General features: G+C 66.3%; 1 protein-coding gene and 1 pseudogene. One reads left to right on the top strand and one right to left on the bottom strand.

The window, feature by feature from the left end; genetic code table 11:
• Positions 1-804 (bottom strand): PRC and DUF2382 domain-containing protein (locus G6553_RS20560; protein ID WP_166196993.1); only part of this gene is annotated, 804 nt, incomplete at its 3' end.
• Between the two features lie 162 nt (positions 805-966).
• Between G6553_RS20560 and G6553_RS20555 the strand changes: the two are divergent.
• A pseudogene (locus G6553_RS20555) lies at positions 967-1,316 on the top strand (hypothetical protein); the annotation flags it as partial.

Raw genomic sequence — 1,316 nt, 5'->3', positions numbered from 1 at the left:
GATACGGCGATCCTCGACGTCGCCCTCGACCTCGATGTGCTCCTTGCGCACGTCCTCGGTGACGGTCTCCTCGTCGACGACCGTCTCCTTGCCGAGGCGCACCCGCTCGACGGGCTCGGCCGTCTTGTCGACGGTCGCTCGCTCCTCACGCAGCACGACTTCGTGCTCCTCCTCGGAGATGGCCGGGCCGTCCAGCGCGTCGTCGAGGTTCGCGCCGGTGACCGGCTCGGTCTCCACGACCGCGCGCTCCTTCTTGACCGGGACGGTGAGCGTCTCGGTCTCCGTGGTCACGTACTTGCGCAGGCGGGCCCGCCCGGCCTCCTGGCTGGTCGTCCCGACCTCGAGGCGCTCCTCGGAACGCGTCATCGCGTCGTCGGTGCTCGGACCGGAGGTGTCATGTCCCGCGGGGACGACACCTGCAGTGTCGTAGCCCGCGCCTGCCGTCGTCCCGGCGGCGCTCTCGGAGGTGGTGTTGGTGTAGCCGGTGCCGGAGCCCATGCCGTAGTAGGCGTAGAGGCGGTCTTCCTGGGACTCGTCGAGGTGGCCGCCGTCGGACAGGTCGACGTTCGGGGCGTCCTTCACCTTGTCCTTGGTGAAGGGAACGACGACGCGGTCGCCCTCAAGGCTCGCTCCGCTGACGGGCACGAAGGATTCGCTGGTGCCGAACAGCCCCGTGTGGACGGTGATGAACTCCGGACGACCAGTCGCGTCGTCCAGGAAGACCTGTCCGATCTTTCCGAGCTTGTCACCGTCGGTGCTGTAAGCGGTGCCGCCCATGAGCAGCTGCGGGTCGGTGTCGATCATGCGAGCTCCCTTCAGAAAGCCGCCGGCTCTCGGCGACATCGGCTCGGTACCCGACGACTTACGTTGTAAGCCAAATCTGCTGCGGAGCGGCATGAGGCCCGGCTTCGCGGGTCATCGGAGCGGTATCCGGCCCGGTAGGGGCCCATCCGTAGGAGACCAACCTTGAAGATCAAAGACAGCTTCCAGAACGCGTTGGACGGCTTCTTCGCGTTCCTGCCAAACCTGCTGGGCTTCCTCGTCCTGCTCCTCATCGGGTTCGTCGTCGCGAAGGTCGTTGCAGGCATCGTCCGCAAGATCCTGGAGAAGGTCGGCCTCGACAAGCACCTGCACAGCACCAGCGCACACAGCTACGTCGAACGCGTCATGCCGGGCGCCAGCGCGGCCGGTGGCATCGCCCGCGTCGCATTCTGGTTCATCTTCCTGTTCTTCCTCGTGGCTGCCATCGGCGCCCTGAAGATCCCCGCCGTCACCACATTCATGAACCAGGTGCTGGCCTACCTGCCCAACGTGAT

Source organism: Nocardioides sp. IC4_145 (assembly GCF_011250565.1).
GTDB lineage: Bacteria > Actinomycetota > Actinomycetes > Propionibacteriales > Nocardioidaceae > Nocardioides.
The sequence above is the reverse complement of the archived record's forward strand: the minus strand, read 5'-3'. Positions and strand labels throughout refer to the sequence as shown.